Raw genomic sequence first — 26896 nt, 5'->3', positions numbered from 1 at the left:
TTACGAATGAAATCGTAATTCGTAATTTTGATACAAGCTGATTTTTTATCTCAATGTATAATTGAATTACTATAATTCTTAATATTAGCTATGCTGATTTTCCAATTCGTAATTCGTAATTCGTAATTCATGATTGTATTCAAACACATTTTTTCAACTTTCCTTTTGGCATTAGTAATTCTATTGCCTTTTTCTGTTTCTGCTCAAATAGGAAATTACTTAGGAGACGAATCTGATTTGTATGCTGCAACAAAGCAAATGAATCAATTTTTCAGACGTTTCAACCACGAAGAAGACAAACTTGGAAATAAATTTGACCCAAGTAGTAAAGATTTTAGAAATAATTCGGATAGAAAAGATTATATCAATATCCTTTTTGATGGGCAAAATAAAGCTGTTCCTCAAAATATAAAAGATGATTTTGTAAGCCAAGTTACTAATTCTGCTAATCCTACTTTTTTAGAATTTCATGGAGGAGACTGGTTTGCAGAAGTAACTACTCGTTTTGTTTATGAAGGAAGAGAACGAGATTTGACGCTTTTTATGAAGCTACAAGAAGAAAAAGTAGGTTCAAAATGGGTAATTAGTAATGTTTACTTCGAACCTTTTGCTACTACTATGGGAAAAGATATTCAAGACCCAAATAAATTTTTACACCCTCTTAGTCATGAGCTAGAATTTATGAACCTAAGAAAGATATTTGATGAGCCACAAGAACGCAAAGAAGTCAAAAATTATGTAGAAGCAAATCATAAAACAGATTATGTAAGTTTATTTTTATACGAAGTTGCTCGTAATGCGCTTCAATTCAAAACAGTTACAAACGTAAAATTTCATTTCTTTCAAATAGATAATTGGTATCTTGAAGTTTCTCGCTTCAACCGTGGAGGATACAACAATGGCTGGTTAATTTCAAACTTAGCTCGTCTCACTCCAGATAATAAAGATGTTTTGTTAAATTATATATATACTAATGGTAATTAATCTCCGTTCCTTTCTATTATGCCTACTTTTGGCATTCTCTACTACTATACTTTTTGCCCAAAAAAACACAGGCAAAAATGATAAAGATAAAAAACAACAAGGCGATGAAATTGCGCCCGAAAAGCTAAAAGAATATGAAGGGCGTGTTCGTTCTTTAGTTTCTTTTATGCAATTTATGTACAATACATTAGGCGAGGCAGAATCTTCTGTTCGTGATAAAGAAACGATTGTGAATCAAAGTTTTCAGAAAATCTTTAAAGACAAAGATGTTCAGATAGAAGACGATTTGATTGAAAAGCGTGATTTGTGGGTAAACAAAAACGTCCAATCTTATCTAAAAGATATTGACTTTTTTTATAAAAATGTAACCTTCGAATACGAAGTTTCTACAATTGCTCATAGAGTTGCTCCTGATGGAACAATTTTTTTTACAGCAACAGCAAACCGTTCTTTGGAAGGAACAAACTTCAAGAATGAAAAAGTAAAAAATAATCTTCCTCGTTATATAGAGATGAGCTATGACCCAGAAAGTCAGGATATGAAGATTATCAGTATTTACACAAGCCAAGCCAACGAAACAGAAGTTTTGCGTAGTTGGTGGAATGATTTACCTGCTGAATGGTTAGCTGTTTTTAGTGAATATGTAACAATTCCTGTTGGAGATTCAATTTCTAACAGCCAATTACATTCGATTGTAGGAATGGAAGTTTTGGATATTAGTAATAACCCAACCGTAAAAGATATTCAGCCTGTAAGCCGTCTGATGAAACTCAAAACATTTAAGTGTTCGAACACAAAGGTTTCAAATCTTTTTCCACTTCGCAGTATCACAAATTTAGAAGTTTTAGATGCTTCTAATACGCCAGTTCAAGACCTTTTAGCTCTTACTTATGCAACTAACCTTAGAGAACTCAACGTTTCAAACACAAAGGTAAGCGATATTCAAACGCTTGAATATTTGACTAACTTAGAACGTTTGGATATGTCTGTTACAGGTGTAAATTCGTTGGAGGCTCTTGGAAAAATTAATGGAAGCGTTTTGAAAGAATTAAGAATTTCGAAAACAAAAGTAGCTAGTCTTGACCCACTTAAAAATGTTTCTACTTTAGAGTTTTTAGAAACGGCTTTTACCCCTATTACTTCTATTTCAGCACTTTCAAATACGAAAGAGTTGGAACGATTAAATATTTCGAATACAAATGTAAGTAGCTTAGAACCACTTTCTAAATTAGAAAAATTACGTTTATTGTACGCAAATAACACGAAAATATCTAGCCTAAAACCTCTTATTGATGTTGCTGCGCTAGAACGTGTCTATTGTGATAACACAGGCGTAAAGCTAGGACAAGCACAAGAACTGACTAAGAAAAAAACGAATGTTTTGGTAGTCTATGAATCAGAAGCTTTGCAAAATTGGTGGAAAAATTTATCCCTTGACTGGAAAGAAGTTTTCAAAACGGCAAGTAAACTAACGCCATCAAATCCTACGAAAGAAGAACTAGCAACACTTTCAAGAATCACAAAAATAAATGCAAAGGGACAGAATATCAAGACTGTTGAACCTCTTCGTATTTTTGAAGGATTGAAGGAAATTGATATTAGCAGAACACAGGTTACAGATATTACGGCTCTTCGTGATTTGATTGGATTAGAAATTTTGATAGCAAATAATACCAAAATTTCTGACGTTTCACCACTTCAAAGTTTGGCTAGATTAAAAAAACTAGATATTGAAAATACAGCCGTAAGTGATATTTCTACCTTACAAAACCTAACGAATTTAGAATTTATTTATGCTGATGGTGCTGCTTTGAAAGATGAGTCAGTAGCAACTTATTTGAATAAGAACCCTTCTACGGTGGTAATTTATAAAACAGTTACACTCAATAACTGGTGGACGGGACTATCTGAAAGTTGGAAGAAGGCAATGAAAAGCCATGTTAAGATAGAAGGCGAACCGAATAAAGAAAATTTGCATTCTATGATTTATTTAGAATCAATTAATCTTGATGGAATAAATACTATTCGTGATTTACAACCTTTACAAATGTCTGTTCGTTTGCGTGAGCTTAGTTTTGTACGTACGAGTGTAAGCAATCTTTCTCCTATCAAAAACATCCAAACGCTTCGTATTCTGCGTTTCTCTGAAACTCCAGTTTCTAACCTTGAGCCAATTACGCCTCTCAGAGATTTGGAGCAATTAGTTTTCGAAAACACGCCAGTAGAAACGTTAGAGCCAATGGGAGCATTCAAAAAACTCAAACGTCTCAACTGTGCAGGAACACAAATCAGAACTATTAAATGTTTAGAACCTTTAAAAGAGCTGACAGAGCTTTCTTGTAACACTACAAAATTACGCAACCTTAAAGGCTTAGAAAATATGAGAAAACTAGAAATTTTGCGTTGTTATAACACCAAAATATCTAGTAAAAAAGTAGATAGTTTTAAAGAAGATCACCCACGCTGTGAAGTGATTTATTATTAGAATTTTATTTTTTCTAGAAAGAAAAATCCTTATTCAATTTTTATATTGGATAAGGATTTTTATTTCAATTCTAAATCTTCCTTAGCAGCTTCTCTAGCCAAACGGTCAGCTTCTCTCAAAACATCTAACTGTCTGTATTCTCCTGTAAGTTCTTGGGTTATTTCTAAAGCCTGAGTGCTAGATAATTTGTGTCCTGCACTCACAAAAATAGGCTTTACGTTTTCTCGGCTTCTATATGCATAACCAACAATTTCATTTTGACTGATTATGTCTTCTTCTAAATAAATAGGCAAACTACTTCCTTTTTCTTTAGACAAAGTTCCATCATATTGTACTAAAGTATCTTTAGCTACTCCAACAGACATTTTTTCTAAAGCCAAACCAACATAGGAAGCCAAACCAAACTTTCTTGGGTGTGCGATTCCGTGTCCATCGATGAGTAAAATATCAATATTTATAGCAAGTTCTTTTTCAGCATCATTGACTAATTTGATAATAATATCTCCTTCTCTAAAAGCAAAAAAACTAGGAATATAAGGAATAGTAGCTTTATATTTTTTTGTAAATTTATGAAGCATTTTTCCTGTTCTATCAAAAATAACAATAGCTGCAAATCCATTTTCTCCTTCATACTGAACATCTATCGCCCCTAGAATAGCCTCTTTATAAATAGGTTCGGCATCTATCGGAATCCAAATACTAGGTGCAAGTTGATTCTGAAAATTAGTCAGTTTTTTTATTAGGTCTTTATGTTCCAAAATGAGAGAAATTTATATCGGTTTTAGCTTATATGTTTAAAGTTATAAAAATATTGACTAAAACTTTAATTATTTTTATTCGTAAACTTATTTTTATCCATTCATAATATTACTCCACTTTATGTCTTTACTTACCGTCCGAGTTTTTCCTAACCTTACTGAAGCTAATCTTTTCAAACTTAGATTGGAAAGTGAAGGTGTAGATTGTTATTTATTTGATGAGAATATCGCAGGAATGGATATTACCTATGATGTAGCCATTGGTGGTATCAAAGCAAAAGTTAATTCAGCAGATACAGAACGAGTAAAAGAAATTTTGAAGATGCTAGAAGCAGAACAAAAAGAAAAGGATATATTTATCAAATGTCCTGTTTGTGAATCTACCGAACACTATAAAAATATTATCTCTACAAAAGGTTGGTGGGCTATTATTTGGGCTTTTTTAGGGGTTGGTCGTCAAACTCAAAACTATAAATGTAAAGAATGTGGAAATGAGTTTGTATAAATTTTTATTCGTAAATTTATTCTTTTCTTATCCATAACTAATTGTCGTTTTATGCCTCTACTTACCGTCAAAATTTTCGAAAATAGCGTAGATGCTCATCTATTCAAATCAAGATTAGAAAATGAGGGAGTTGATTGTTATTTATTTGATGAGAATATCAACTCTATGAATATGTTATATGGAGTAGCCACAGGAGGAATAAAAGTAAAAGTCAATGCAAGTGATACAGAGCGAGTAAAGCAGTTTTTGGAGGAGATGGAAAGCGAAAAAAGGGCAAAAGATATATTTATAAAGTGTCCTGTTTGTGAATCTACCGAACATTACAAAAATTTTATTTCTATAAAAGGCTGGAAGGCTTTCTGGGCTACTTTAATATCTACCTTATTTTTTGCTTATCCTTTCTATCAAAAAAAAGTTTATAAATGCAAAGAATGTGGAAATGAGTTTAGAAAAGGAGAAATCAAACAAATAGAAAAATTATAATGAAAAAAACACAACATACTTCCCAAATTTGGACAATAGAAAATTTTTTATCAAAAGAAGAATGTCAGAATCTTATCTTTTTTAGTGAGAGTAAGTCTTATGAAGAGGCAACTGTAAGTCTGAAAAGTGGTGCAAAAATGATGAAAAACATCAGAAATAATGAACGTTTGATTTATGAAGACGAAAAACTAGCTCAAAACTATTGGCAAAAATTGAAAGAATTTTGTCCTATATTTATTGGTAACATTGTAAAAGAAGAAGAAGAGAAATATCAAGTCATTGGACTAAATCCTAGATTTCGTTTCTATAAATATGAATCTAATCAACGCTTCAAAAAACATATTGATGGAAGAGTAAAATTAGAGAAAGGAGGGAAAATACAAGAAAGTAGAATTACCTTTATGATTTATTTGAGTGATGATTTTGAAGGAGGACAAACTATTTTTGATTATAAAAATGAAAATAATAATCAAATTGAAGTTATAGAAATTCAGCCAAAAGCAGGAACAGCACTCTGTTTTGTTCACGAAATAAAACACGAAGGAAAACCAGTTCCACAAGGAACAAAATATGTTTTGCGTTCGGATATTATGTTTCAAGTTGTATAACCAAAACTTTGTAACTACATTTATAACTACTTCTAAACTAGCTATTAACTTTATCGTTGCTTGTGTCTCTACGAGTGACATCATATAAAAAATGGAAGAAAAAGAATTACCTATTAATTTTTTTAGTGAAGAAATTGATTTTTCATTAGAAAACGAAGACAAAACAAGCAACTGGCTTCAAAAAATTGCCAACAAGGAAGGTTTTGTCGTCTCTGCCATCAATTATATTTTTTGTGATGATGAATATTTACATAAAATTAATATGGAATATTTGAATCACGATACTTATACTGATATTATTACATTTGATAATTCAGAGCAAGAACAAGTTTTGGAAGCCGATATTTTCATTAGCGTCGAAAGAGTAAAAGAAAACTCAAAAGAACTCAAAACTACTTTTCAGCAAGAGATTCATCGTGTAATGGTTCACGGACTTTTGCACCTTACAGGAAATGACGACCATTCAGAAGAAGATAAAAAATTAATGAGAAATAAGGAAAACGAAGCACTTGAATCAATTACTCATTTCTAAAAAGGATTTTCAAAACTGTATTTTGTAATTATCCTGTATTTATCATACGAATCATAACAATCACTCGCTAATTCAGATACAATTATGAGAAAAAATCCTCCAATGCCTAAAAATAATCCTCGCATCATCAATGCGTGGGCTACTTATGACTGGGCAAACTCTGTTTATAACCTTGTTATTACCACTACGATTTTTCCTATTTTCTTTAATAAGCTAACTCGTGAGGCTTTTGGAAGTGAGAAGGTTCTTTTCTTTGGCTTTTCTTTTGAAAATACAGTTTTGTATTCCTATGCGATTGCATTATCTTATTTGTTAATTGCCATTATTTCCCCCCCTCTTTCAGCAATGGCAGATTATGGAGGAACAAAGAAAAAATTCATGCAGTTTTTTACATACTTGGGAGCAGGTGCATGTTTGTGTCTATTCTTTTTTGATGGTACAAATGTAGAACTAGCCATTATATGTGCAGCGATTGCGAGTATAGGATATGCAGGAGGAATGATTTTTTATAATGCTTTTTTACCTGAAATAGCGACAGAAGACAAATATGACGGAGTAAGTGCAAAAGGTTTTGCTTTTGGATATATTGGAAGCGTTCTTTTACAAATTTTCAATATTGCTATGGTAATGAAACCAGAGTTTTTTGGATTTGATAGTGATAATGAAGGCGCAAGATGGTCATTTCTTTCTGTTGGTATTTGGTGGATTGTGTTTGCTCAAATTCCATTTTATTTCTTAAAAGATAATCCTCCTTCAAATCCTGTAAAAATAAACTGGTTTAAGAAAGGATTTGAAGAATTGAGTATGGTTTGGAAAGAAGCCAAAAAACTACCTTCACTTCTCAAGTTTTTGATTTCGTTTTTCTTTTTTAATATGGGTGTTCAGACAGTTATGTTTATGGCATCACTTTTTGGAGAAAAAGAATTACATCTTGAAACAGGAAGTCTAATCGCTATTATTTTGATTATTCAAGTAGTGGCAATTTTGGGGGCATATCTTTTTGCGAAAGTATCAGACAAAAAAGGAAATATTTTTGCTCTTGCAGTCTTGATTATTCTTTGGATTCTGATTTGTATTTTGGCTTATTTTGTCCAAACAGCAGAACATTTTTATGGTTTGGCTATTTTGGTAGGCTTAGTAATGGGAGGTATTCAGTCGCTTTCTCGTTCTACTTACTCCAAACTTCTACCAAAAGACACGCCTGATACAGCTTCTTATTTTAGCTTTTTCAATGTCGCTGACCGTCTTTCTACTTCTATCGGAATGGGAGTTTTTGCGCTCATTGAAGATTATTCAGAATCAATGCGAAATGGTATTTTTGCACTTACTATTTTCTTTGTTATTGGTCTAATTGTTCTTTTACAGATTAATAGAAAAGCAATCAAGATTTAAAAACTCAAAATGTATAACAGACTTCCTAATCTGTTCAAAAGAAATAATTATTCGAAAATCTAATGAAAAAAAGCATCTTTCTTTCTCTATTTCTAATTGTATTTTTTTTTCTAAAAGTAAAAGCACAAACTACTACACCTACTTTAGAAAAAAATCCGAAGGCATTTATTAGCATGTCTGTAATTTTGGGAAGACATGATGTAGTTTTCAAAAAGTTCAATCATGCAGCAGGAATGAGCTTTGGCTTTAAAATTAATGCAGGAATCTATGTTACAAACAGTAAAAGATACAGAGGAGGATTACAATTTACGCTTATTGAAGGAGCTTCAAATAATAAAGACAGAAGAAGGTTGAGCGAAGAATTCGAACTTATAGACAAGGATTTTGATAAACATATCATTTACAAATTTGCAATGTTTAGAAGCTCAAATATAGGTTGGTTTAGTGAATTAAAGTTAGGACAAGAAAAAAATAACATAGCTCTATTTCATCAAGTTGGGTTTGGCATTTTTGGACTGACAGAAAATAATCCTTTATTTAATTTTGGAATGCATAATAGTTTGGGAGTAATAACAGGGGATTTTACGGATAATTTTAGATTGAAAGTAGGTCTTCTGCACGATACAATGATAGGAACTGGCAATCCAAATTATGGTGTAAACAATTTTGGTTTTTCTATTGGTGGAATGAAAAACTTCTAAAACTTACTTAATTAATTTCAATAAAAAACGTCATTCTATTTTTCAATGAAATGACGTTTTTTTCTTCTTTAAGTAGTCGTATAAAATTAATAATACATATAACTGATTAGCGAGTGATTTATATGATTTTTAAGATGAAATGCAAGATAAATACAAATGAAAATTAATGAAACTAAAAAATATTATCTTTTAATACTTATTTGAATTTTATTGTATTATCCTGTAATTATCATAGTAATCATAAAAATCACTTGCTAATAATGTCTTATTACTTACTTCGTTTCTATTGCTCTTCATTTGGATAAGGAACAAAAACAAACCTCGTAAAACCTTCATCGATCACAAACAAACAACAAAACTCTTCTGGGTTTTTGTAAGCAGCCTTAAAACGCTCACTTCCATCTTTATCCAAAATATTTCGTTGTTCAAATTCTTCCAAAAAAGAAGCATAATAATCCCATTCTAATTCAGGCATTTCACTCTTCGAAAACAAAACTTGTCCGATAGGTTGCTTTGCTTTGCAAATTGGAAAAACAGGATAAGAAGAAAAACCTCTTTTTTTGATTTGGTAGGCTGCTTCTTTCAAATTATCTGCAATCTTGACAAAATTTGTTGTCAATTTGCCTAAATATTTAGTGTCTAATTCTGCGTCATTGTAATTTTCTATATCCATTCTTAATCAGTTAGCAGTTACCAGTAATCAGTAACCAGTTTGTTCAGTTACCAGTAAATAGTTACCAGTAGCTAGTTAAATTTGAATTAAATATGTTATTTTCTTTCCCTTAGCATTCTCTATAATCAGATATTGGTAATGGAAATATGTCTAGCGAATTACTTCTCTTGGAAAACTTACAATACTTTCATGTCCGTTTTCATCAACCGTAGCTACTCCAAAAAGATAATTATCAATAACAATATTTTCAAGTACAAAGGTAATTTGTTCTGTTGTATTTGTATCATTTTGATAAAATTCTTTTGGAACAAAACGAGTATATTGCCATTGTGGGGCTGTTGTTTCTCTCCAATAAATTTTATAACCTATAATATTTGAGTTTCCTTTTTTTGGCTTATCCCAAGAAAGTGTCGTTGAAGGCTGAACTGCTCCACCAATTTTTACATTTTGAGGTGCTAAAGGCGACCAACCTAAGTTGGCAAGTACAATCGCATTGACAGACGTTAGTTTTGCCAAATAATCAAAGTTTACTCCTGCCACTACATCGCCATATTTTATTCCGTTTTCTTCTCTAATGTCTTGATGCTGACGGTTATAATTTTCGTGGCTTTCCATAATTCGTACACCTGCAAAACCTTCATCATTAAACGGTCTGTGATGCCCTCCTCTTCCAAATCTATCCAAACGATAAATCATAGTGGGGTTCATTTCAGGCATATATTTTTGAGTTGTTGAATGAACATAACGGGCAAGTTGGCGAGAAACACCATCTATTTCTCCTCCATAATAACGCCTTCTGTTTCTTTCCTGCTCAGTTTCTGTCATTGAAGTTGGTTCTGAAAAAATACGAAAACTACGATTATCAATCACTCCATCAACGCCTTCAATATTTCCAATCATATCATTATTTATTACTCCAATAACATCCCAATTGTCTTTTTTTGCTTGTTCTGCCATAAATTTACCTCCAAAAAGTCCTTGTTCTTCTCCTGAAAGAGCAGCAAAGGCAATACTACTTTTGAATTTAGATTTTCCTTCTACATGATACTTTGATAAAACTCTAGCAGCTTCCAAAATCCCTGCAATTCCTGTTGCATTATCATTCGCCCCTGGTGCATCAATCGTATAATTTGTTACATCAGAAGCACGAGAATCAATATCGCCAGACATAATCGCATAACTATTTGGATTTTGTGTTCCTCTCAAAACAGCCACTACATTGACAATCCAAACATTATTTACAATACGATTATTAGCACCTTTTTCTAATAAATTTCTTTGATAATAAACTTCCAAACAGCCATTACATTCTGCCGAAATTTTATCAAATTCTGATTTTATCCATCTTCTAGCTGCACCAATTCCACGAGTTTCTGAAACGGTATCAGAAAGTGTATGACGAGTGCCAAAGTCTGCTAATTTTTTGACATCTTTTTCTACATTTTCAGAAGAAATAGTTGATATAATATCATAAACTTTGGTGTCATATTCTGAATAAGAATCTTGAGCAAAAGATAAAGTAGAAAATAATAGAAGCACAAATAGTAAAGGGATATGAAGTAATTTCATGTTGAGCAAAATTAATTTTAAGTTTAAATAATTGCTAACTAGAATCATAGAATTAAGTTTTTTGTTTTAATCTATAAAACCTCCATTAGCATTACGAAATATTCTTGGTTTGCTTTTAAAATATCTAATTGCACGAATGAGTTTTGTAGAGTCTTCTTCTGAAACCTCCCAATATAATGAAGTTGTATCAATATAGTTTTTATGAATAATTCTTATTTTAGGATAATAAGTATCTACATTTTTCTCTGTAATCTTGTCTAAATAAACATAGTCAAACTCTTTTAAGGAGTTATTAAATTCTTCTATATCAATAAGTAACTTCATTATAGAATCAATGTAGCTATCGTGTTCGTACTTTTCTGGAATAGGAATCGTATCTTCTGCATAAGTAAAACATTTGGCAACGATATTATTACCAAATATTTGATAAGACATTTTCAATCGTTTATCCGTTTTTGGTTGAAAATTGAAAAATCCACACATTCCACCAATCGTATCACATTCTACAAGTTGATTTGTATCAATATCAAAAACATCATCAAAGGGATTGTAGGTAGGAGTTTGTTTGTAAAATACAATTCCAAGACAGAAAAGTAAAGCTGATATGAGATAAAATAATCGTTTCATAAGTTGAGTTTATTGGAAAATTGAGAAAAGCTTCAAGTTATTTTTCACTACGTAAATCGTTTACGTTCTGCACTCCTAATTTTGTAATATCCTTAAAAGAAAAGGAAGAAAAAAACGGGAAATTAAAGCAAGAAGAATAATTTAGAAAAAAATAAAAAAAACTTCAAATTATTTTTTACTACGTAAATCCCTTACGTTCTGCGCTCTTAATTTTGTAATATCCTTAAAAGACAAAATAAAGTTTTGAAATTTGAATAAGTGAAAAATTAAGGTTTTTTTAGATATTATTTTTTTACTACGTAAATCCCTTACGTTCTCTGCTCCTAATTTTGTATTATCCTTAAAAGGAACAATAATTTAGTAAATCATTTATCACTCTTATATATATTTCAATTATGGCTAAATCTGCCGACGACCAAAACAAGAAAAAACTAGAAGCACTAAAAGTAACTTTAGCAAAACTAGACAAAACATACGGAAAAGGAACAGTCATGAAACTGACTGACGACAATGTAGTAGATATTCCAAGTATTTCAACAGGTTCATTAGGACTTGATATTGCTTTAGGAATTGGAGGACTTCCTCGTGGTAGAGTTGTAGAAATTTATGGTCCAGAATCTTCTGGTAAAACTACACTTACACTACACGCCATTGCAGAAGCACAAAGACAAGGTGGTTTGGCTGCCTTTATTGATGCAGAACACGCTTTTGACCGTGCTTATGCTCAAAATTTAGGGGTAGATTTGGACAACCTTCTTATCTCTCAACCTGATAATGGCGAACAAGCATTAGAAATTGCAGAGCAATTGATTCGCTCAACTGCCATTGATATTGTAGTAATTGACTCTGTGGCTGCCCTTGTGCCAAAAGCAGAGTTGGAAGGCGATATGGGAGATTCTAAAATGGGTCTTCAAGCACGTTTGATGTCTCAAGCACTTAGGAAACTAACAGGTGTAATTAGCAAAACGCAATGTACTTGTATTTTTATTAACCAGCTTCGTGATAAGATTGGGGTAATGTTTGGTAGCCCAGAAACGACAACAGGTGGTAATGCACTCAAATTTTATTCTTCTGTTCGTTTGGATATTCGTCGTATTGGTGCAATCAAAGACGGAGACAAAATCACAGGTAACCGTACTCGTGTGAGTGTCAAAAAGAATAAATTAGCTCCTCCATTCAAACAAGTTGAGTTTGATATTATGTATGGAAGAGGAATTTCTAAAGCTGGTGAAATCTTGGATTTAGCCGTTGATTTGGATATTGTAAAAAAATCGGGTTCTTGGTACTCTTATGGAGATAACAAACTCGGACAAGGTCGTGATTCTGTAAAAGCTCTTATCGAAGAAGATGAGGTGCTTATGGCAGACCTTGAAGGACAACTTCGTGAACTTGATAAAGCTGCAAACGCAGCCGAAAAGGACAGTAAATCGTCTAAAAAAGGCAAAAAAGCTGAAAAAGCAGTTGCCGAAGCTAAAGTTGAAGAAGAAGATAACGACGAAGATTTTGTCTTTGAGGACGAAGAATTAGAAGATAAGAAATAATCTGTTTCTAATTCGTTTAAAATGGATTTACTTCATCTATTTGTTTGATATATCAAAAGACTTTCTACTTTGTGGAAAGTCTTTTTTCTTTTTATTTTCTCTAGAATCACATCCAAAATAATGTTTGGTTCGTTTAATAAACTTTTGAGTATAAATTTTACTGAACATGAAAAATATTATAGTATATATCTTATCAATTTTGATGGGAGTAAATATTACCTATTGGGGAACAACTTCTTATCTTGAAAACTGCGAAATAAGAGAGGAGGGTATAGAGGTTGAAGTTGTGATGATTAAAGAAACAAGGTACACTAAAAATGGTTCTGTACCTCAAGTGAAATACAATGGAAAGATACACGATTGGCACGGAAAAAAAGAAAAAGCAGGAACAACCTATAAAGCTATTTATAGTCCCTCAAAAGAGAAGTTGCTTGATAAGCGTGAGGAGTGGCACGTATTTTATTTTCCTATCTCATTAGGAGTATTTTTTATGATTATTGGAATTTACGGAATAACCAGTGAGCTATTCTTTTCTAAATCTTAAAATACAAAATCAAACAAACAAAACCCCTAATTTTCAGTTAATTATGCTAAGATGTGAAGTGTCTTGATTAATAAAAAGAGACACTATTTTTAACGTCCATTTTTCTAGCCTACTTTTTCTGTATAATTCTGTATGAACTTCCTTCAAAACCTTAATAAAAAAATACGAAATAAATTTTCTAATTCTTCAAATAAAACTACTGACAATCAGACTGATACAACCTCAAAGCCTCAATCTAAAACAAAAAGAGTTTTTAAGAAAATAGCAAAAGTTTTGATGTGGATTTTTGGTTCTATTTTCGGATTTTTAGCTCTTATTTTTATCCTTCTTTTCCTCCCTCCTGTTCAAGATTTTCTGACAGGAAAAGCCGAAAATTTCTTATCCAAAAAACTTACTACAAAAGTAGAGATAAACAAAATTCGTTTGAGTTTGCCTTTGGGCGTACTGATAGAAGGACTTTATATTGAAGATTTGCAGCAAGATACGTTGCTTTATGCTGGGCGTTTCAACGCTGATGTAAATCCTTTTGCTCTTCTCAAAAATACAGTTCAAATCACAGAGATTGAACTTGAAGATGTCTATGCAAATATTTGGATAGATGAAGATAGTGTTTCGAACATTGATTTTGTAAATGAAGCCTTTGCACCTACCGATTCGGCAAAAATGAGTGAAGACCAAACAACTACACAGATTGAAGCAAACGATTCTACAAGTACAGGTCTGATTATTTCACTGGGTGGAATAGATTTTAAAAATATCAATGCAAAATTTGATGACCGTTATAATGGAAATGATATCAAAGGAAAAATAGGACAGATAAAAGTAGATGTAGATGATTTTGATTTGAATAATTTGAGTTTTACAGTAAAAGATATTTTACTCAAAGACACCGATTTACGTTATGTACAGACGCATTTACCTCCTCCAACACCAGAAAAACCAGATACAACCAGTTCGGAAATTGGTTTTCAAATTGATGTAGATAAAATAAATTTAGAAAATATAAATGCCTTCTATCAGAGCAACGTTACAGGACAACAAGTAGATGGAAAAGTGGGAAGTCTTTTTGTTAATGCACAAAAAACTAATTTAGGAAGTCAAAAAATTGTTATTAAAGATGTAGAATTAAAAGAAACCTATCTTTCTTACAAACAAGGACTTGTAACAACAGCCCTAGATTCTGCCATCAACGAATCTGCTGAAACTGTAGTTGACGAAGCACAGCAAGTAGCAGGAACAGAAGAAGATGAAGGAAAACCTTGGGTAATTGAAGTCAAAAATGTTTTATTAGCTGATAATGAAATTGTTTTTGATAATGATAAAGTAGAAAAAATAGACTACGGTTTTGATACAAATCATATTCACTTTAAGGGAATAGCACTAGAAGCTGAGAATTTTAAATTCTATCCAGACAACATTGCAGCAGACCTAAAGACTATTCAAGCCACCGACAACAGAAACCAGTTTGAACTTCAAGATTTTGATGGAAATATTCGTTTAGATTCCAATGGAGTTGCTGTTACAGATTTGAATATCAAAACGTCAAGAAGTACAATAGGACAGAAAGTAACACTTGATGCTTCTCTTGAAAACCTTTCAAAAGACTGGCAAAACGCTGATTTGGATATAAACCTAGATGGTACAGAAATCGCCCTTGCTGATGTTTTTTACTTTGTTCCAGACCTAGCAAAACAAGTAAACTTACCTAAAGAAACTACCGAAACTATCAAAATTTCTGGACAAGCAACAGGAAAAGCAAACAACGCTACACTAAAAGACTTTCAAATAAAAGGATTGAATAATACACACTTGCTTGTCAATGGAAATATAAAAGGTTTACCAGATATAGAAAAAGTTTATGCTGACTTAAAGGTAAATAAACTGACTTCTTCTCGTCAAGATTTACAAAAAATCATTCCTCGTGGTACACTCCCAGCAGGTTTTAACTTCCCTCAAAAAATATTTATGACTGCTGCTGCAAAAGGTTCTATGGACAGTATGTTTGTGGAACTTTTGGCGAATCTTGATGAAACTAAAATTGAACTTGGTGGAACAGTCAAGAATCCAACTGACCCAAACAAGATGTATTTAGATATTTCTACCAAAGAGTTTTTGGTTTATCTAAGTGATGTCAAAAGTTGGATTCCTGATACACTTTTGCCTTCCAACCTCACTTTACCTCCAAAAATTGATGGAAATATCGTCTTTACAGGTTTTTTGAATGATTTTAAAACAGATACGAAACTAAATACAGAACTTGGAAATGTAGGTGTAGAGGGAACGATGCAAAATCTGATAGCAGAAAATGATGTTCCAGTTTATGATATTACAGCTTTAGTAGAAAATACACAGCTAGGAAAAATATTGCAAGATACCACACTAGGAATTGCAGATTTAAGAATTTCGGCTAAGGGCAGTGGTTTTGAGCCAGAGATTATGAAAGCAACTATTGATGGAAATGTCAATAAGTTTGAATATCAAGATTATGTATATAAAGACTTAAAAATTGATGGGAAGGTAGATGGAATGGCTTATAATGGAAAGCTAAATATGAAAGATGATAACCTTACCTTTGATTTTGATGGAAATGTTGTTTGGGATACATTAAGACCTAAATTTGTTGTTGATTTAGATTTAAAAAAGGCTGATTTACAGGCTCTAAATTTGTATGAAGAGCCTTTGACTGTTAGTCTATTGCTTGATGCTGACATCACAGGAATGAGTTTGGACAATATTAAAGGAACTACAAATCTTCGTAAAGTTATTATCAGTACAAAAGATAAACAATTTAGGGTAGATACAGCTGCTTTTGTATCAATCTCTCAGAAAGGAGAAACTAATATTGATCTAAACTCAGATATTATTTCTGCCAAAATAGACGGGAATTTAGATATTTCTACTTTTATGGCAACCGTCAAAAATCATATCAATACCTACATCGAAATTGACCCTATTGACCCAAGCAAAGAAATCAGTAATCAAGAAATGGATTTTGATATTCAGATTCATAAATCAGAACTTCTGACAGCTTTAGTTCCAAGCCTTACAAAATTTGAACCTGCTTCTCTTGATGGAAAATACCGTAGCAATTCTAAAAAATTAGAACTCAATGGATATTTTCCAACGATTGTTTATGCAGGAATTACAATGGATTCTCTGACAATAAATATAGATTCGGATAAAGAAGCCTTAAATTATAGAATCGGAGTAGCAGAAGCCACAAACAGCACTTTTCAGTTCGAACATCCTCTTATTTCTGGAACAGCAGCCAATAATAAAGCTGATTTGAAAATAGAATTAACAGATAAAAAAGGAAGAGAACAATTCGAAATTACGACTCGTTTGGAGCGACCAGACACTACAAAGTTTATTGTTTCACTTGCTCCTACTCAAATCTTAAATTATGAAAATTGGACAGTAAAAAAAGGAAATAAAATTGTTCTGCCAAGTACAGAAAGTCAAAATTTGAGTATAAAGGATTTTTTGTTAGCACATCAAAATCAAGCAATTAGTGTACAGACAACAGATAATGATAAAAATTTGGCAGCTCGTTTTACTAACTTCGAACTCTCTACCATTGCAGATATTGCTGCACCAAATGACACTACCCATTTAGCATCAGGAAAGTTAAACGGAAAAGTAGATTTGCAAAACTTCCAAACTGAAATGCAATTTTTGGCAGATTTGAGTATTGATAAGCTTACAGTTATGAATAGCAAATTGGGAGATTTGAAAATTGATGCAGAAAATAGTGTAGCAAAAGACCGTTATGATGTAAATGTAAATCTGACTGGAGAAAATAAGTTCGAACTGACAGGTTATTATAATGCTGCTCAAAATGCTAATGATGCACTCAATCTGAATTTGGATATCCAAAGACTTTCTCTTCCTACTTTGGAAAATCTAACCATGGGAAACCTTGAGGATATGAAGGGAACTGTTACAGGAAATTTGAGTGTGAAAGGAAAAACAGACAATCCTAAAATACTAGGAAATTTAGATTTCGATAAAACTTCATTTTTTCTGACAGCATCTGGAACATATCTACATTTGGAAAATGAAACTATCAAATTTGATAATAAAGGAATTGCATTCAATGATTTTAAGTTACAAGACAAAAAGAATAACGATTTACTAGTCAATGGTAGAATAAATATACCTACACTAACAGATTTGAAATTAAATCTAAATGTAAAGAGTAAAAAGTTTTTGTTTGTAGATAGTAAAAGAAGCAAAGATCCCAAAGAAGAACAAATGTTTTTCGGAACAGCACTTGCAAAAATTGATGTTGATGTAAGAGGTACAGCTACTAGCCCAACCGTAACAGCAAATGTAAATGTTTTGGAAGGAACTGACTTAACCTATCTACTGCCTGAAACAGAAGTTGCTACGATTGATAAAGAAGGTATAGTAGAATTTGTGGATAGAAGTTATTACGGTGATTCATTGATTTCAGTAGCTCCCAAAGAAGTAGATACTACACAGTATGCAACTGATATGGACGTTCGTGCCGTTATCAAAATAAATCCATTAGCTAAAATGAAAGTTGATATTGATGAATACAATCAATTAGAAGTACAGGGAGGAGGCGATATTAATTTCAATCTAAACCCAAGTGGAGAAATGTCTTTAACAGGACGTTATGAAATTACAGATGGAATCTATAAGCTTAATTTTTTAGGTGTTGCCAAACGAGATTTCAAAATTCAGAAGGGAAGTTCAGTTACTTTTTATGGAGATATTATGGATATGAAAGCTGATATTACAGCTATTCATTTGGTAGAAGCTGCGTCCTATGAGCTTATGGCAAACCAACTCGGTAATGCTTCAGAATCAGAACTAAATAAATATAAACAGAAATTGCCTTTTAAAGTCCTTCTAAAAATGAGTGGTGAGATAATGAATCCAAACATTAATTTTGATATTGATATAGCCGATGAAGAACGTGGAGCAATGGGAGGAACAATAAACACTCGTCTGCAACTGCTCAACAAACAAGAATCTGAATTAAATAAGCAGGTTTTTGCGCTTCTTATTCTAGGTGGTTTTATTTCTGAAAATCCATTGGATAGAGCTTCAGGAGAAATGGGTTTTGCAGAAAGTACAGCCAGAAATACTGTAAGTGGACTTCTGACAGACCAACTCAACAAACTGGCTGATAAAAGCCTTTCAGGAATTGGACTTTCATTTGACCTCAACTCATACGAAGATTATTCTTCAGGGGAATCTCAAAGCCGTACTGAGTTGGGAATCAATCTTTCAAAATCCTTTATGGATGATAGACTTACATTTCAAGTCGGTACGAATGTAGATTTAGAAGGAGAAGCAGCTCAACAGCAACAACAACAAGGTTTGAGTAGTATTGCAGGAGATGTCATTATTTCTTACTTGATTACAGAAGACGGACGTTATAAAGTTCAGATTTTTAGAGAAAATAGTTATGCAGGTGTTATTGATGGACAGATTATCCAAACAGGAGCATCACTTATTTTTGTGAGAGAATATGATGAGTTTAGTGAACTTTTTAAGAAAAATGAAGAAAATGAAAAAACTAAAAAGAAAAGTAAAAAGCGAGAAAAACAACAGAAGGAAAAAAAGGATAACGAAAATGCCACGACATCATTAAATTTGATGTTGCAAGATGATGATGATGAAAGCTTTAATTAGAAATACAGACAATCTACACATAATTATAATCTACAACAATATTATTATATTAGATAGTAACAAATTATTAATTTCGGAATGATTTAAGCAAAATATCAATATATTTTTGACCTTAAACGTTGTAAGTGTGAAAAATATTTAACATATTAAACTATTATTACTACCAGCCTATCAGATTATAACCAAAGTTTTTTTCTTTATGTAGTTTTTATGAAAATTATTCTCACTAATCTTGTAAAAAGTATTGCTCCTTGCTCAAAAAATATTTTTGCGTTGCTTTTTTCTATGATTTTGATTTTTTGCTCTAATATAGCTCTTGCTCAATCTATGGAGCAATTGGAGAAAAAATACGCAGTAGCTAGTTCTGATAGCGTAAAAGCACACCTCAAAAATCAGATGGCAGCGATTGAGATTGAAGGAAAAAATTATGAAAAAGGTCTTTTACATGCCCAACAAGGCTTTAGTTCAGCTCTTCAAGCAAATGCACAAACAGAACTAACAGAAAGCATTCTTCACTTCGCTCATATTTATAGAGGCAAAAACCAATTTACAAGTAGTTTGCGTTGGTATTTACAAGCTCTCAAAAACATAGAAAAAACAGGAAATAGAAAGCTACTGGCAGAAACTTATCAAGAAATTGGAGAGTTTTATCAAGAACAAGAAGTAGCAGGAAAAGCATTAGAGTATCTTACTAAGTCAAACGAAATTTATGAAGAGCTAGGAGAAGGTGTACATCCAACACTACTCTCAAACATTGCAGCTTCACACCTTCAACTCAAAAATTATGACCAGTCTTTAGCCTATTACACAGCCGTTTTAGAAATTTATAATGCTGATAATGACACAGAAGGAAAAATAGAAACCCTCCGTAATCTAACAGATTTATATAAAATAAAAGGAGATTATCAAAAAGCATTGGAGTATAATGAGCAAGTTTTGGCGATTAATAAATCTCAAAAAGATAATAATGGAACAGCTGTAGCTCTAAACAATATAGGGTTTTTGAATAAGTTTTTGGGGAATTATGATAAATCTTTAGAAAATTTTAAACAGTCTTTAGCTTTTAACCCTGCTGACAAACCCAATGCAACAACACTTACAAATATTGGTGTCGTTTATCAAGTAAAAGGAGATTATATCAACTCTTTAAATTACTTTACACAAGCTTTAGAGGCAGCTAAAAAAAATAAAAACCCCAATGAAGTAGCACAAGCCTATAACTATTTAGCTGCTATTTATTTGTTGCGCAGAGATTTTCAGAATGCTCGTACTTATACAGCAGAGGCAATAAAATTAGCTAAAGAAACTCAAAATGCACAAGTTTTGACGACAAGTTATCGCACTATGTCAGAAATTTATCAGCGTCAGAATGATTATAGAAATGCCTATTCTTATTATGGACAGTATGCTGCTGTTCGTGATTCGCTTTCTCAAAATGAAAAACAAGAATTACAAAAATCATTACAACGACAAATTGCTTTTGAGAAAAATGAAAAAGAACTCAAACTTCTCTTGGTAGATGAAGAAATTCAAGACCTTGCTTCTAAGAAAAAACAACTAGAAACAGATAAGAAATTGCAAAATCTTGAATTAGAATTACAAGATAAAAAAATACAAGAGGCAACACTACAAAATGTAAAGTTAGAACGACAAAGAACACAACAAGCTCTTTTGCTTACTCAACAACAGCTTGAAAGTGAAAAGAAAGAACAAGCAATAAAAGATTTGGAGCGAGAAAAAGAACTAAAAGACCTTGCCCTAAAACAAGAGATTTTAGAAAAAGAGAAGCAAAAGGAATCTATCAAAAGTCTTGAACTTGAAAATAAACTCAAAGCTGAAAAAATTGAAATAGAAAAATTAGCTCGTAACGAAGATAGGCTATTACGTTATATTCTTTATGGTGCAATAGCATTAGCTTTACTTATTGGTTTGATTATTTTATTTGCTTTCTTTCAAAAACAAAAAGCAAACAAACTTTTATCTGAACAAAATGTACGTATCACAAAACAAAAAGACCAAATTAGTACACAGAACCTAGCTTTGGAAGAGCAGAAACAAGAAATTTTGGTTCAGAATGAAGAACTAGAACAACAGCAAGAAGAAATTTTGAGTCAAAGAGATTATATTGAAAAGAAAAACTCTGAACTTGAAGAACAAGCAGTTGTATTAGTACAAAAAAATAAAGAAGTAGAAGAATCTTATCAAAACTTAGATACACTTTCTGATATTGGTAGAGAAATTACGGCATCGCTTCATTTGGAAGCTATTGCTCAAACGCTTTATGAAAAAGTCAATCAACTTATGCCCGCAGAAGCATTCGGAATCGGTGTTTATGAACCTGCAGAAAAGCGCATCAAGTTTAAAGGATTTATAGAAAAAGGAGACGTTTTGCCAGACCACTCTGATTATGTAGCTAATAAAAATCATTTTTCAGTTCAGTGTTTAGGCAGACAAGAAGTAATTTTGATAAATGATATAGAAAAAGAATACCCAGAAAAATATGCAGCTGCAAAAGATGTAACAGGAGGGATTCCAAAATCACTAATTTATCTTCCTTTGTCTGTTGAGAATCGTCCGATTGGAGTAATTACAGTTCAGAGTTTTGAAAAAAATGTTTATGATGAGAAAAAAGTAGCTCTTTTGAGTTCACTAGCTTCTTATACAGCTATTGCAATTGATAATGCAAAGGCATACGATACTATTCAAAATAAAAATAGAAATATTACAGATTCGATTCGTTATGCACAGACCATTCAACAAGCTGTTTTGCCTAGTCATGAAAAAATGAGCCAGTATTTACCTGATTATTTTGTCATGTTCCGTCCTAAAGATATTGTTTCAGGAGATTTTTATTGGTTCTCTCATATTGATAATTATACATTTATTGCTGCTGTTGATTGTACTGGACACGGAGTGCCAGGGGCATTTATGTCTATGATTGGGCATTCAATTCTGAATGAAATCGTCAATGAGAAAAAAATATTTGACCCAAGTGAAATTTTAGAACAGTTAAATATACAAGTTAGAAAAGCATTAAAGCAAGAACGAGAACTCAAAGGTGAAGACGATAGAGCAAATGATGACGGAATGGACGTTGCTTTTTGCAGATTAGAATATAAAGACAATCATACTGCAATTGCTTTTACAGGAGCAAAACGACCTTTTATTTATACGATTCCAAATGATTCGAATGGAAAAGAAGCCTTTTATTTGCGTGGCGACAACAAAACAATTGGTGGAATAAGAAATAAATTAAATAAAAGCTTCACTACTCAATCTATTGATTTGCCAAAAGGATCAATGGTTTATCTAACCACAGACGGATACGCAGACCAAAATAATAATAAACAGGAAAAATTTGGAACACCAAGATTATTGAGACTCTTACAAGAAATATCTGAACTCAAACTCTATGAACAAAAAGCAAAAATGGAACAAGCATTAGATTTGCACCAACGAGGAGAAGAACAGCGTGATGATGTTTCTATGATTGGAATTAGAGTATAAATCTCAGAAATACTTTCAAAAAAAATACCGTTGTGAAATAGACTTAATATTTCACAACGGTATTTTTTTGTTAGGTGGAATTATAATTTACTTTATTATAAACTTCCCACTCACAAAGTCAGATTGGTTTTCTAGCTCTATTTTATAGATATAGACAGCTTTTGAAATATTAGTAAGAGGAAGTAAGATTTCATTTTGTCCCCTTTCCAAAAGTAGTCCAAACGAACCAACTGTATTTCCATTCATATCATAGATTTTAATTTTTGCTTTTGTAGCTTCTTTAAGGTTTGCATATAAAATGGTTTGATTTTCATAATTTGTAATACCTATTCTTCTATTACTTTTGGTTTCTATCATTTTGATATTCGAATATGAAAATTCTCCGTTTATATCTATCTGCTTAATACGGTAATAAGCCTTTGTTTGAAGAGGCTCAAAATCCCAAAACTGATAGTTTTTAATAGAACTAGTAGTTAAAGCTCCTTTTTTGATTCCAATTTCTTCAAAATCAATTCCGTTTTCAGAACGTTCAATAGCAAATAACTTATTTTTAGATTCAGATAAGGTAGCCCATTCTAAAAACACATTCTCTTGTTCTTGATTATACTTTGCATTAAAAGAAAGCCACGTAACGGGTAAAAGATTGGTATCATCAATTGACCCAAATGTAAAAGGACTAAATTGAGTAATTGTTTGAGAAGAACGAACTTGTCCTTGTTGATTTGAGAAAGCTGTTCCACCTGTCAAAGTAGTATTGTTGTGGGTAGCGTCACTAGCCAAAAACCCATCTCCTAATGATTGTTGTCCTCTACTTACCCATTCATCTCCAGCAGGAGTAACTACTTCATCTGTAAAATGAGCCACTACCAAACTAGCAGGGTTTGTTACTAAGCTTTCGGGTCCCCAAGTAAGTGAAACTTCTGCATCAGCAGTTCCAACCTCTCTATTTATAATCCAATATTCTAATTGACTAACAAAAACTAATGGAGATATTACAGGCTCATACGTTCCATAACCAACATCAAAATACTCTGCAAAGAATATAGTTTGACTACCTCCACTTTGTATATGAACAATAGCAGGACGATAAATACCATTTTTACCAATAGGAAAAATAAAGTTTTCTGATTTGTTTGAACGGCGACGAGAAGCACCTCTGATATGTCTATTTACACTTGCATCTGTATAAAAGGCATCAACATCAAAAGTAAGTGGACTTGAAGTAGCTGCAAGTACATTTCCTGATTGAAATAAAAACTCTCTTTTTATTATTGTTTCATTATTGATAGTCAGATCTCTACCACAGTTTAGAGTTACATCATAAAAACTCTCTTCTCCACCTACAGTTGTAATACTTTGATTATTTCCACCTTCAAAAACAACTAATCCTTCTCCTTCTTCAAAAGCAGCAGTACCTATATTATTTATCCAGTTTCCTCTAATATTTATTGTTCCATCAAGAATAAAACCAAGGTCATCATCCATATCTAAATAACCTGTACCTTGAATAGTAAGATTTTCATAGACATCTAAGCGAGCAGCACGGTCATCAATAAGTTGTAAAACCCTGTTTTCTAAGATAATATTTTTCACCTCTGCAATATCTTCATATTCATCTGAAAAATCAGCACTTTCATTGATACGTGAATCTCCTAGAGCAGTAGTGGTAAACTCTACATTTGTATATCTATCTGGCACATATAGCGAACTCCAGTTTGAGCAATCAAACCAGTTTTCATCTTCATCTCCTATCCAATTTGTTTTTATAGTTGGACTTGTAACTGTAAAAGAGTTTGTATGAACAGCAGCAGGAAGAACATCTGCGTTATTAGGTAAATTTACCCAATTACTCATATTAATAATATTCCCTAAAATGGTTCTTTGGTCAGCATTACGAAGAGCAGGGTTTGAAATGTCAAAATAAGAACCGACTTCTCCTGTTGGGTGTGAAGTATTGATACAACGAATATGAGGATGTAACCTTGATGTACGAGCACTAGACACATTGACTACAAAGTCTACCCAGTCTGCATTGTTAGTCATTCCAAAAAGCACATAACCATCAAAGTCAGTTCCTGTACTATTAAAGCTACCTTGCATAATATACATTTGGTCTGGTGATGCTGAACTAATATTTGGATTTGCACCAGCACTTCCAACTACTGAAGTAATATCAGCTCCTGCATTTACTCCATTTATACGTATATTATCTGCATCATCTCCTGTCAGTCCACTCAATTCGAAACTAATGATTGAGCCTGCTGGCAAATCTGCTACACCATTATAAGTAAACTCTACGTTTTCTAAACCATTTTGCCATACATTATCTCTTGTATTAGCTGCTGAACCATTTTCATAAGTAGCATTTGTTATTAAAAATTTCGTACCCTGCTCTAATGGAACTAAATTAGTAATTGCATATTCATCTCTTGCCCCTCCCACAACTGCATCCCAGCCTACAATTGCCATATCTCCAGGAAAAAGACGTGTACCTACAAAATTTGCTACATTTATCTGAACCTCATTTGAAATGACAGATTTCCCACAATCAAATAATGTTTCTACTACCATATAATATGTTCCTGCCGTTTCAAAGTAAGGTCTTTGTGTAGGATCACCACCTAAAAAATTAGTATAAGGTCCTCCAGAAACAGTAGAATACTTCCACCTCCTTGATTGAATAGGATGAGATTCATTTGCTGTAAGTGGATCTCCATTCTGAAATTCTGATAAATTTTGTGTCGTTGTTGGAGCAATAGAAACAGTAAGTAAATCAACTGTAATATCTGCACCATTGTCTGCTCCTTCTACATTTGGGACAGAACTTACCACACGAATGCGATAATTAGAACCTTGTGGAGTACCGGCAGGAATAGTTGCTGAAATAGTTTGATTACCTGTATTGTCTGATATTACCGACCCAATAGAACTAGGAAAGACAAAACTACCAGCAGCATCAGAAAGTTGTGCTATGAAAGTTCCTGTATAAATTCCTGTTGGAGAATAAGTAAAGGGAACATCAATAGATTCACCTTGTGTAGATGTTACACAAAGAGAGGTATTACTAATTGTTCCAGTATTTAACCCTACAATCGTGTGCAAGTTACCTGAGTTTGCTGTTCCTGTTTTAGTGCTAGGTGCTGCAAAAGTAAAATCTGCTATTGTGGTGTTACCTATTTGTATTGTATTATTTATAATTGCACCAGCATCAATATCTACAGTTATAAAAAGAAAATTAAAACTAGAGGTAGGGAGTAGTTGTGAAAGTCCTGTAAAAGCTATGGTTTCGCCACTTCCTGACACTGAGCCAGTAGCAGAAAGCTGTGTATCTCCTGCATCTAAAAAGTTGTCAGTAGAATACCATAATTTAAAGCCATTCGCTTTTATATCAGTATTAGAATAACTTCCTGTAGTTCTTAATGTTACTTGATTGAGTGTTGCATCAGCATCAGCCACTTGTGCAAAAGCTCTGAAAATTACATTGTCATTACTTTCTCGTGCTATATTTGCATCTCCTGTATCGTCAAAAATTAATGAAATATCTGCTGGAGCTGTTGAAATAACTGACCCTGTTATAGAAAAATTATTCGTTGTGGTATTGTTTCTTAATTGCCAAGTACCTCCTGTACCTTCAGCATTGTATCCATAGATACGAATAGTGATGGATGAAGTAACATTTGAAAATGCAGCAGGAAAAGTAAAGGTATGATTACGTTGACTGGTATTATCAGGTACATTTGTAGCAAAATATGAAGCAGCATAACCATCCAAACTAGTTCTTATTTCAAAATCACGAATACCTGTTCCAGATCGTCTTTCTCTAAAATTTATATTGTCTAAATCTAACTTAAAACCTCCTAGTGGAATAAGTGTAAGTTCATAATAGTCATTCAAATCTACTGCACCTGTTGCCCAATCATCTGAACTAATTGTATTTAATGCTGCCGTTGCTGTTATACCACTACCTCTGTTAATAGCACTAGCTATCATATTAGTAGCTGTAGTAGAAGGAGAGGTAGAAGGCTGATTACCTGGCTCTGCTGTAAAATCGTAAGTAACTAAATTTTGTCCAAAGGAATAAGTAGTTGATATAATGAATAGAAAAAAAAGTAATAATTGCTTCATGATTGCATAAGTTTAAAAAATGAAATGAGTTAGGTTTCTGATTATCAACACTTAAAAAAAACATTAGTTTTGTAAAGTTAATAGTTGATAGAGTGACTAAATAGAATTGTATGTTTAATTATTAATTAATTTTTCGATATTGATTCTATTTTTTGGATAAATTCCTTTTAATCACTTAGATTTAGTTTTTGAAAT

Annotated in this window: 17 protein-coding genes; 12 read left to right on the top strand and 5 right to left on the bottom strand. The window is 32.4% G+C overall.

The features are described from left to right. The first annotated feature begins 129 nt into the window (after positions 1-129). Complete coding sequence (locus tag WAF17_RS13890) at positions 130-984, top strand: hypothetical protein (RefSeq protein ID WP_338760591.1); 855 nt, start codon at positions 130-132, stop codon at positions 982-984. Continuing rightward, a complete protein-coding gene (locus WAF17_RS13885; RefSeq protein WP_338760588.1) occupies positions 974-3469 on the top strand; it encodes a leucine-rich repeat domain-containing protein in 2496 nt (831 codons plus the stop codon). Before WAF17_RS13890 ends, WAF17_RS13885 begins: the two co-directional genes overlap by 11 nt. Positions 3470-3528: 59 nt before the next feature. Here the strand turns inward: WAF17_RS13885 and WAF17_RS13880 are convergent, their stop codons facing one another. After that, complete coding sequence (locus tag WAF17_RS13880) at positions 3529-4227, bottom strand: endonuclease V (RefSeq protein WP_338760586.1); 699 nt, start codon at positions 4225-4227, stop codon at positions 3529-3531. 121 nt (positions 4228-4348) lie between these two features. Here WAF17_RS13880 and WAF17_RS13875 point away from each other — a divergent pair, with 121 nt between their 5' ends. From WAF17_RS13875 to WAF17_RS13850, 6 genes are all read left to right on the top strand, one after another. Next, on the top strand, positions 4349-4732 hold the full coding sequence (locus WAF17_RS13875) for a hypothetical protein (RefSeq protein WP_338760583.1): 384 nt from the start codon (positions 4349-4351) through the stop codon (positions 4730-4732). A gap of 51 nt (positions 4733-4783) precedes the next feature. After that, positions 4784-5215, top strand: coding sequence for a DUF2007 domain-containing protein (locus tag WAF17_RS13870; RefSeq protein WP_338760579.1), 432 nt, complete (start codon positions 4784-4786; stop codon positions 5213-5215). After that, positions 5215-5823, top strand: a complete 609-nt coding sequence (locus tag WAF17_RS13865) for a 2OG-Fe(II) oxygenase (protein ID WP_338760575.1) — start codon at positions 5215-5217, stop codon at positions 5821-5823. The genes WAF17_RS13870 and WAF17_RS13865 overlap by 1 nt, the downstream gene beginning before the upstream one ends. A gap of 91 nt (positions 5824-5914) precedes the next feature. Then, a complete protein-coding gene (ybeY, locus tag WAF17_RS13860) occupies positions 5915-6355 on the top strand; it encodes an rRNA maturation RNase YbeY (RefSeq protein WP_338760572.1) in 441 nt (146 codons plus the stop codon). An 84-nt stretch (positions 6356-6439) separates the two neighbouring features. Beyond that, entirely contained in the window at positions 6440-7747 is a 1308-nt protein-coding gene (locus WAF17_RS13855) for an MFS transporter (RefSeq protein WP_338760570.1), read from the top strand. 62 nt (positions 7748-7809) lie between these two features. Further along, positions 7810-8448, top strand: coding sequence for a hypothetical protein (locus tag WAF17_RS13850; protein WP_338760568.1), 639 nt, complete (start codon positions 7810-7812; stop codon positions 8446-8448). Between the two features lie 283 nt (positions 8449-8731). Here the strand turns inward: WAF17_RS13850 and WAF17_RS13845 are convergent, their stop codons facing one another. The 3 genes from WAF17_RS13845 to WAF17_RS13835 all read right to left on the bottom strand — a co-directional run bounded on the left by WAF17_RS13845 (position 8732) and on the right by WAF17_RS13835 (position 11317). After that, positions 8732-9121, bottom strand: a complete 390-nt coding sequence (locus tag WAF17_RS13845; RefSeq protein ID WP_338760566.1) for a hypothetical protein — start codon at positions 9119-9121, stop codon at positions 8732-8734. A 150-nt stretch (positions 9122-9271) separates the two neighbouring features. Continuing rightward, the gene (locus WAF17_RS13840; protein WP_338760564.1) at positions 9272-10690 is read right to left on the bottom strand and encodes a M28 family metallopeptidase; all 1419 of its coding nucleotides are present in this window, start codon (positions 10688-10690) and stop codon (positions 9272-9274) included. Between the two features lie 66 nt (positions 10691-10756). Further along, positions 10757-11317 carry a hypothetical protein gene (locus WAF17_RS13835; protein ID WP_338760561.1) on the bottom strand — a complete coding sequence of 187 codons (561 nt, stop codon included), beginning with the start codon at positions 11315-11317 and terminating at the stop codon, positions 10757-10759. Positions 11318-11712: 395 nt separating this feature from the next. Here WAF17_RS13835 and recA point away from each other — a divergent pair, with 395 nt between their 5' ends. From recA to WAF17_RS13815, 4 genes are all read left to right on the top strand, one after another. Next, positions 11713-12858 (top strand): recombinase RecA, encoded by a 1146-nt coding sequence (recA, locus tag WAF17_RS13830; RefSeq protein ID WP_338760558.1) that lies wholly within the window; start codon positions 11713-11715, stop codon positions 12856-12858. A 166-nt stretch (positions 12859-13024) separates the two neighbouring features. Further along, on the top strand, positions 13025-13402 hold the full coding sequence (locus tag WAF17_RS13825; protein ID WP_338760555.1) for a hypothetical protein: 378 nt from the start codon (positions 13025-13027) through the stop codon (positions 13400-13402). 132 nt (positions 13403-13534) lie between these two features. Beyond that, on the top strand, positions 13535-19069 hold the full coding sequence (locus tag WAF17_RS13820) for a translocation/assembly module TamB domain-containing protein (RefSeq protein WP_338760552.1): 5535 nt from the start codon (positions 13535-13537) through the stop codon (positions 19067-19069). A gap of 210 nt (positions 19070-19279) precedes the next feature. After that, positions 19280-22576 carry a tetratricopeptide repeat protein gene (locus WAF17_RS13815; protein ID WP_338760549.1) on the top strand — a complete coding sequence of 1099 codons (3297 nt, stop codon included), beginning with the start codon at positions 19280-19282 and terminating at the stop codon, positions 22574-22576. 87 nt (positions 22577-22663) lie between these two features. Here the strand turns inward: WAF17_RS13815 and WAF17_RS13810 are convergent, their stop codons facing one another. Continuing rightward, complete coding sequence (locus tag WAF17_RS13810; RefSeq protein WP_338760546.1) at positions 22664-26701, bottom strand: hypothetical protein; 4038 nt, start codon at positions 26699-26701, stop codon at positions 22664-22666. Positions 26702-26896 lie beyond the last annotated feature (195 nt).

The sequence above is a fragment of the Bernardetia sp. ABR2-2B genome, assembly GCF_037126435.1.
Classification (GTDB): Bacteria; Bacteroidota; Bacteroidia; order Cytophagales; family Bernardetiaceae; genus Bernardetia.
The sequence above is the reverse complement of the archived record's forward strand: the minus strand, read 5'-3'. Positions and strand labels throughout refer to the sequence as shown.